Raw genomic sequence first — 8,272 nt, forward strand, 5'->3', positions numbered from 1 at the left:
CGCAGCGCGTCACACTTGTACCTTGGTACAGTGCCAAGCGGCATGGTGCTTTGCCGATACTCGCCGCCCGACGCCCATGGAGTGACCGAAGGCATGGCTTTCCTGATCGTGCTGGCCGCGCTTTGTTTCCTGATGTTCGCGGCCTATCGCGGCTACAGCGTGATTCTTTTTGCGCCCATCGCCGCGCTGGGAGCCGTACTACTGACCGAGCCATCCCTTGTCGCGCCGATGTTCACCGGCCTGTTCATGGACAAGATGGTCGGGTTTCTCAAGCTCTATTTTCCGGTATTCATGCTGGGCGCGGTGTTCGGCAAGGTCATCGAGCTTTCAGGCTTTTCGCGATCCATCGTCGCCGGCACCATCGGGCTGGTTGGCCGCAGCCGGGCCATGCTGTCCATCGTGCTGGTATGCGCGTTGCTGACCTACGGCGGTGTATCGCTGTTCGTGGTGGTGTTCGCGGTCTACCCGTTCGCCGCCGAACTGTTCCGCCAGTCCGCTATTCCCAAGCGGCTCATCCCGGGCACGATCGCGCTGGGGGCCTTTACCTTCACGATGGATTCGCTACCTGGCACGCCGCAGATCCAGAACATCATTCCATCCTCGTTCTTCGGTACCAACGGCTGGGCCGCGCCATGGCTGGGCACCCTGGGTTCGCTGTTCATCCTGGTCGTGGGCCTGATCTATCTCGAATCGCGCAGGCGCCAGGCCGCCGCCCGCCAGGAAGGCTACGGCCATGACCTGGTCAACGAGCCGGCCGCGTTCGATGACGGCAAGCTCGCTCATCCTCTTGTCGCGGTACTGCCGCTGGTATTGGTCGGCGTAGCCAACAAGCTGCTGACCGATGCCATTCCCAGGCTGTATGGCCCGACGCAGTCATTCGTGCCGGCCGTGGTAGGCAAGGCCGAACCCGTCGTGCAGGAGGTTTCCAAGGTCGCCGCGATCTGGGCCGTGGAAGGCGCCTTGCTACTGGGCATCGTCTGCGTGATCGCCTTCGCGTGGCGGCCGGTCACCCGTCGTTTTGCCGAAGGCAGCAAGGCCGCCGTCGCCGGAGCCTTGCTGGCCTCCATGAACACGGCATCCGAATACGGCTTCGGTGCGGTCATCGCTGCCCTGCCCGGCTTCAAGCTCGTGGCCGACGGCCTGCATGCGATCCCTAATCCGCTGGTCAATGAAGCGGTGGCCGTCACCGTGCTGGCTGGCGTCACCGGCTCGGCCTCCGGCGGCATGAGCATCGCCTTGGCGGCGATGTCGCAAAGCTTCATCCACAACGCCCAGGCTGCGGGCATTCCGATGGAGGTACTGCATCGGGTGGCCGCAATGGCCTCGGGGGGCATGGACACGCTGCCGCATAACGGCGCGGTCATCACCCTGCTGGCCGTGACCGGGCTGACGCACCGGCAGTCATATCGCGACATTTTCGCCGTGACGGTCATCAAGACCGTGGCCGTCTTCGTCGCCATCGCGGTGTTCTACGCCACCGGACTGGTTTGAAAGACGCCCCACCGGCGTCCGGCACGCATGCATTCCGCCCCGACCGGGGCATTCGTGAAGCGAAGGGAGCAACGAGCGATGTCCATCAAGCAACGTCTTCTGGGCCTGCTGGCCCTGTTGTTGTTAAGTCCGATCGTCGGCCTGCACGCCACGTGCGTCGACAACGTGGTGCTAGTCCATGGCAACACCGGCAGTCCCGCCGATTTCCAGAACACCGTCGACCTGCTGTTGCAGAACGGCTACACCAGTTCGCAGATCTTCGCCCCGGCCTGGGGCAATTCGTTGTGCGCGGCCTGCAACGACCACAATGGCTCGGAAGAGACCCCAGTCCGCAATGCGATCAATAGCGCGATCGCCAGTTCCTGCACCGGCCACATCGATGTGATCGGCCATTCGATGGGGGCCACCCTGGCCGCCCTGGAGATCACCAAGCTCAATGCGGCGTCCAAGGTGGACGTGTTCCTGGGCATCGCAGGTGCCTTCCACGGCCTGTATACCTGCGGCATCTACCCGTTCAACACCGCCACCCTGACCTGCGGCCAGTATGGCCTCTCGATCAGCAGCCCCCTGTTGAACGGCCTGGACGGAAAGCGATTCGGCAAGAAGGAGTACACCTTCATTTCCTGGGTGGACGAGATCAACTGCGCCACCGGCACCTGCCTGGTCTATGGGGTCCATACCTCGACCATCGACGGCGAAGATGGCAGCACCGCCTACCCCTATGAGCACTATCAACTGCTCTATGCCACCGCGGCGGACCAGCTCGCTTTGATCAGACAGTAAGTGGCTTTGCGGGAGGGGCGAAGTGGCGCCCCTCCGCGCTTGGGCTCTCCGTGCCGAGACGAACGGCCAGGCGCAAGTCCGTACGGCCGTCATGATCGAAAAGTCCATGGCATGACCTGTCACGGATTGAAGGGTTTGCCTCTGGCAGAGGCTTTTTTGCCCCCACTGGCCGCCTCCCATCCCCTGGCAACAACCGGCCTTGCCCGGCATGAGCTCGGCCCGCCTGAACGCCCATCCCCCTGGCACAGGCAAGTTGTCACATAACCCCGTATAATCGTCCGATTCGCCTCTCAAGAAACCTACGCGACGGCCTAAAAGCCGCCCGAGCCCAGACCATGTCCATCGAAAATCTGCGCAATATCGCCATCGTCGCCCACGTCGACCATGGCAAGACCACGCTCGTCGATCAGCTCTTGAAGCAGTCCGGCACGCTCTCTGAGCGCACCGTACTCGCCGAGCGCGTGATGGACTCCAATGACCAGGAAAAGGAACGTGGCATCACCATCCTGGCCAAGAACACCGCCATTACCTGGCAGGGCAATCGCATCAACATCGTCGACACCCCCGGACACGCGGACTTCGGCGGTGAGGTGGAGCGCGTGCTATCGATGGTCGATACCGTGCTGATCCTGGTCGATGCCATGGACGGTCCGATGCCGCAGACGCGCTTCGTGACTCAGAAGGCCTTCGCCATGGGCTTCAAACCGATCGTGGTGATCAACAAGGTCGACCGCCCCGGCGCCCGTCCGCAATGGGTAGTCGACCAGGTGTGGGATCTGTTCGACCGCCTCGGCGCCACCTCAGAGCAGATGGATTTCCCGATCGTCTACGCCTCGGCCCTGAACGGTTACGCCAGCCTCGACGACTCCGTTCGCGAGGGCGACATGACCCCGCTGTACCAGGCCATCATGGATAACGCGCCCAAGCCGGAAGTCGATCCGGAAGGCCCGTTCCAGATGCGCATCAGCCAGTTGGACTACAACAACTTCGTCGGCGTGATCGGTATCGGCCGCATCCAGCGTGGCACGCTGAAAAAGAACATGCCGGTGGCCGTGATCGACCGCCACGGCAAGAAGCGCCAGGGCAAGGTATTGCAGGTGCTTGGCTTCCTGGGCCTGGAGCGCATCGAGCAGGACAGCGCCGAAGCCGGCGACATCGTGGCCATCTCGGGTATCTCGGAACTGACCATTTCCGATACGGTCTGCGCATTGGATACCCCGGAGGCGCTGCCGGCCCTGACCGTCGACGAACCGACCATCAGCATGACCTTCCAGGTGAACAACTCGCCGTTCGCCGGTAACAAGGACCTCTCGGGTGGCAAGTTCCTGACCAGCCGCCAGTTGAAGGATCGCCTCGACCGCGAGCAGGTGCACAACGTGGCCCTGAAGGTCGAGCAGGGTTCGGACGCCGACAAGTTCCTGGTCTCGGGCCGTGGTGAATTGCACTTGTCGGTGCTGATCGAGAACATGCGTCGCGAAGGCTATGAACTGGCCGTGTCGCGTCCGGAAGTGATTATCAAGGAAATCGACGGCCAGAAGATGGAGCCGATCGAACAGCTGGTAGTCGATGTGGAAGAAATTCACCAGGGTCCGGTCATGGAGCGCCTGGGCACCCGCAAGGGCCAGCTCAAGAATATGGAGCCGGACGGCAAGGGTCGCGTGCGCCTGGAATACATGATCCCGGCACGGGGCCTGATCGGCTTCCAGAACCAGTTCAAGACCCTGACCCAGGGCTCGGGCCTGCTGTTCCACGTGTTCGATCACTACGGTCCGAAGGAAGAAGGCCAGATCGCCAAGCGCCTCAATGGCGTGATGATCGCCAACGCCGCCGGCACCACGCCCGCCTACTCGCTGGGGCCGTTGCAGGATCGCGGCAAGCTGTTCGCCGCCGAAGGCGACTCGGTCTATGAAGGCCAGCTGGTCGGTATCCACTCCAAGGACAACGACCTGACCGTCAATGCGATCAAGCCCAAGCCGCTGACGAACATGCGCGCCTCGGGCAAGGACGATGCGATTCAGCTCAGCCCGGCGATCAAGTTCTCGCTGGAACAGGCACTGGATTTCATTGACGACGACGAGTTGGTCGAGATCACGCCGAAGGAAATCCGCTTGCGCAAGAAGCACCTCACCGAGAACGATCGAAAGAAGGCATCGCGCTCGGCAGGTTGATTCTTCCCTGCATGCAGACGGAAAGCCGCCTTTGGGCGGCTTTTTTGTACCCACAAGTATAGCTATCACCGCACGCCGAGCTATCATGCCGGGCTTCCCCCATCACATGGAGTCGATGAGATGAAGTACGCAGTACTCGTTCTATTGCTGGCTACCGTCCCCGCTTTTGCCGCAACCCCCATCAAGCTCAAGGCTGTCGACATCGCTCGCGATGGCGCCACGCACCCGGGCACGATGGATAAGAAATACGAAGGCAAGGATGACATCACCGTGGTCGGTAAATTCCTCGACTACGATACCTATGGCCAGATGGTCGGGACGCCGCACAAGGCCATCCTGATGGAAGGGATGCCTGGCGAAGACGTGATCATCGGTTCGAAGGTGCAGTTCAATCCGCTCAACAATGACGACAGCGTGGTGCCGGCCGGCTTCAAGAAAGGCCAGCAGATAACAGCGCACTGCACCAAGTTGAAGGAAGTGCTGGAAGGCCAGATCATGCTGACCGGATGCACGTTCAAGTGACGCTTACCGGGCAACGCTGACCACCGGGCGACCTGAGTACGGTAACGAGGAAGGTCCCTCGCGACCTTCCTCGTTCATGCAAAGCTCCGAGCAAATCGCGCGCAGGCCAAGGCCATGAACGCATCGTACGCCTTCCCTCTGGTCGTGCCGGCGCCTGGCTTGACCAGATGAAAACCGCCGGCATGAAAATCCGCCGCTATTGAGGCGTCAGCTCCAGCGTGATCACTTCGAAGGGCGCTAGCTCGATCATCTGCGGCTTGTCCGCATTGAAACTCAAGGGCGCCTTGCCACTATCGGCCTTCCAGGGACTGCGCGCGGTGTAATGCGTCGCCACGCCGGCGGGAAGCTCAAGCTGCCGTTGCAGGTCAATCACCATGCTCTGCTTCCGCTGATCAGGATTACGCAGCGTGATGATGGCCTTTTGCGGCGACCAAGCCGCCCAACCATAGGTATCGAGGCGCTCTGGATCACCGCCAATCCAGTGCGTATCACGCAACACGTTCGCATTGTCACGCGACCATCGCGCCGCTTCAGCCAGCGTCTCCCAGTCAGCTTCGCTCAACAGCGAGGGGGTGATGTACAGCTCCTGCAACTGTGTACCGGTACCAAAATAGGAATGGACCTCGTTGGCGAAGTCGTGCCCCGGATCGGTATTGAGCCGCTTGTTTTCCTGGGCATAGATGATGCCGTGAAGCATCAGCGAATTGAGCGGAAACAAGGGGCCGTTCATCACGATATTGCGATAGGTCTGCGCATCGCGATAGGTGATCCACTTTTCGCGATTCGTGCCCACACCGGTCAGATCGTCATCTTCACCGTCGCGCCAGATCGAATCGGCGTAGCGCAACCAGAATGGCGACGGCAGCGTGCCTGTCGTGAGATTGATGAAAGTAGCAGGCTTGGCTTTACGAATATCGTCGATCAACGCAACAGCAGCGTCAAAATCGCTAGGGAAACGGCTGCCTGGAAAGACCTTGTCCGCATTGCCCGTGCCATCGAACTTGAATTGGTTGATCCCCTCGTCCTTGAGCATCTTCATCACGACATCGTGGAAACGCTGATAGTACCTCGGGCCGGATAGGGCCAATCCGCCGTCGATGATCTCGTAGCCTTGCGCCTTGCCATGCTCGACACGCATTTCCTTGGGCTTGGAATAACCTCCCCACGGCGACAGCCACACGCCTGGACCAGCACCGTACTTAGCCGCCGCTTGCTTCAAGGGCACGAAGCCGTCAGGAAAGTCCTTGCTGAAGTTCCAACTGCCGCTGCGATCATCCCAACCATCATCGAACAGGAACGAATCGAGTTTGACGCCGCGCTTGACGCTCAGCTCCTCTCCGAAGGTATGGATACGATCGACCGCTTGTTGCTGGGTGTAGGGCGTGAAATAGCCGATGTCATACCAGGAGTTGTAATGCAGGAACGGTCGATAAGGATGCGCACGCTCACGTTCCAGATAAGCCAGGAAGTCGCGCCTTGTCTGTCCGGCATGCGTGACGCCAACGACGCCGGAGTACGTGATGGATTGCCCCTTGTTCAAGGGCAGTCCACGATCGATCCAAAGGTTGACCTGGCTGCCACGCACGGAACTGTCGGAAAGCGGATGCTCGAAGCCCAGATAATCCTGTCCGGCAAGCACCGGTGACCCTTTAACGGTACCGACAACCTGTGCACCGGCCACTTGCGTCTGCAACAAGCCGACTTTCCGAATGTCCTCATCCTGCTTGAGTGCGGTGACGGTCACTTCCTCGCGCAGGTAATCGGAGCCATCGCGCTGAATCCAGCGCAGGCCGACGCGAAACCGGCCATCCTTGTCGCCGAAGCTCGCTTCGACCGCCTTGCCGGGCAGGCGCTCGGAAAGCCGCGAGGCATTTGCATCCACGGGTAAGCTCGATACCTTCGGGCCAGATAACACGGACATGTCGGCGGCCCTGAGCCTGCTGCCATCGGCCAGTTCCAGCACGAAAGGGGCGGTGACTTTCAGCGTCTGCTGGTTGACGTGATCGGTCACCGCCACGTCATCGAGCACTCCATGGGCGAGCTTCCAGTTGGCATCGATCACGGCATTGCCGAACTGCTGGGTATCTCCTTGCACGGTGAACGCTGGGCGGACTTCCGTTTTCGCGCTCAGGCAGGACACCATGCCAGCGGCGAGCATCGCCACCAGCAGCCTGCGATGTGCGGCAAAGCGACTGGATGTGTGCACCGAGCCGAGTGTGTTGTCTTGCATGTCTTGGCAACCTCTCTTGCAAAGGCGGGGCGACGGCAACGTCACTCCGGTAGTCACTGGAATGTGTAGCGCAGCACCAACTGCGTCGTGCGCGGCACCTGCCAGGTCGCAGCACCATAGCTCGGGTTGGGCACGGGCAAACCATTGCTCTGGCGCGCTCCGGTGTCGTACAGCTGGTTGGCATCGATGCGTGCCTGGCGATTGGTAACGTTCTGGACTTGCAGGTCCAGGCTCAACTGGTTGACTTCGCCGATCTTCCAGTCATAACCCACGCCGAGATTCCATTGCCAGAAAAACGGTAGCCGCCCCGCCCCACCCAGTGGAGCCGGCAGGTTGTTGCAGTAGTGACTGGCTGCGTTGTAGCCACGCGCGGGATTGTTGTCGTCGGGGTAGGTACCCAGACAGCTCAACGGCGTGCCGCTATGCATGGTCAACGTCGAGCCCAGGCGCAAACCGATTGGGAAATACCAGATGCCATTGATGTTGAGCGCATGGCGGATGTCGCCGGCCAGCGGGCCGGAGCTGTAATCCATCAGACCCGGGAAATCCCAGTAAATCTGCTCACCCGGGCCACCGCCCGTGCGCGTACCCAGATTGAGCAGGCCGTCGTCGTTGCCATACAGGTGCGCCCAGGTGTAACTCACATCGAGGAAGTAAGGCTCCTCGCCGCTGGCCTGGTGGGTCGCTTCAAGGGTCAGATGTGCATATTTCCGCTTGGGTGCGGGGCCAAACACATTGCCCGGAATAGTCAGCGACTCCAGCTTGCCGTCGCCGTTGTAGTCACGCGTGAATACCTGCGCGATGCCCGGATTGAACATGGGGCAGCCGCTCTCGTCGGTATAGCCGGGAAAACCGTGGCTGTTGGCGTAATCGGTAATGCCCTGGTTGTAACAGGTATCGTCGATGATGCGCTTGAGCGAACTGAAACCCAGCTCACCCAGGGTCGACCAGCTTCGACCGAAAGCCTTTTGTACGTAAACCTGGAATTCGTACTGGTAGGGTGCCTTGATGTTGGATGTCGCCACATTGTTTGGGCTGGGTGCCAGCCCGTCGATCAGGGTCTGCTGCGGGCCGATCT

5 protein-coding genes and 1 pseudogene are annotated in these 8,272 nt (G+C 60.7%); 4 read left to right on the forward strand and 2 right to left on the reverse strand.

Going from position 1 to position 8,272, the window contains the following annotated elements; all coding sequences use genetic code 11:
• The 4 genes from VF436_RS12865 to VF436_RS12880 form a co-directional block, all read left to right on the forward strand.
• The coding region (locus tag VF436_RS12865) for a GntP family permease (protein WP_330904426.1) at positions 1-1,491 on the forward strand (1,491 nt) is incomplete at its 5' end.
• 78 nt (positions 1,492-1,569) lie between these two features.
• On the forward strand, positions 1,570-2,274 hold the full coding sequence (locus VF436_RS12870) for a lipase (protein WP_330904427.1): 705 nt from the start codon (positions 1,570-1,572) through the stop codon (positions 2,272-2,274).
• Positions 2,275-2,609: 335 nt separating this feature from the next.
• The gene (typA, locus tag VF436_RS12875; RefSeq protein ID WP_330904428.1) at positions 2,610-4,442 is read left to right on the forward strand and encodes a translational GTPase TypA; all 1,833 of its coding nucleotides are present in this window, start codon (positions 2,610-2,612) and stop codon (positions 4,440-4,442) included.
• A gap of 120 nt (positions 4,443-4,562) precedes the next feature.
• A complete protein-coding gene (locus tag VF436_RS12880; protein ID WP_330904429.1) occupies positions 4,563-4,964 on the forward strand; it encodes a hypothetical protein in 402 nt (133 codons plus the stop codon).
• 196 nt (positions 4,965-5,160) lie between these two features.
• Here VF436_RS12880 and VF436_RS12885 read toward each other — a convergent pair whose 3' ends face one another.
• Positions 5,161-7,194: an enterotoxin gene (locus VF436_RS12885; RefSeq protein WP_330904430.1), complete on the reverse strand. Its 2,034-nt coding sequence runs from the start codon at positions 7,192-7,194 to the stop codon at positions 5,161-5,163.
• A 53-nt stretch (positions 7,195-7,247) separates the two neighbouring features.
• Positions 7,248-8,272 (reverse strand): annotated as a pseudogene (locus VF436_RS12890) (TonB-dependent receptor); the annotation flags it as partial.

It is taken from the genome of Dyella sp. (assembly GCF_036384435.1).
Classification (GTDB): Bacteria; Pseudomonadota; Gammaproteobacteria; order Xanthomonadales; family Rhodanobacteraceae; genus GSA-30.

What these genes read in the sequence shown, in the direction of transcription:
- VF436_RS12885 (WP_330904430.1), bottom strand. Translation starts at nt 7,194, where the DNA reads ATGCAAGACAACACACTCGGCTCGGTGCACACATCCAGTCGCTTTGCC.
- VF436_RS12870 (WP_330904427.1), top strand. Translation starts at nt 1,570, where the DNA reads ATGTCCATCAAGCAACGTCTTCTGGGCCTGCTGGCCCTGTTGTTGTTA.
- typA (WP_330904428.1), top strand. Translation starts at nt 2,610, where the DNA reads ATGTCCATCGAAAATCTGCGCAATATCGCCATCGTCGCCCACGTCGAC.
- VF436_RS12880 (WP_330904429.1), top strand. Translation starts at nt 4,563, where the DNA reads ATGAAGTACGCAGTACTCGTTCTATTGCTGGCTACCGTCCCCGCTTTT.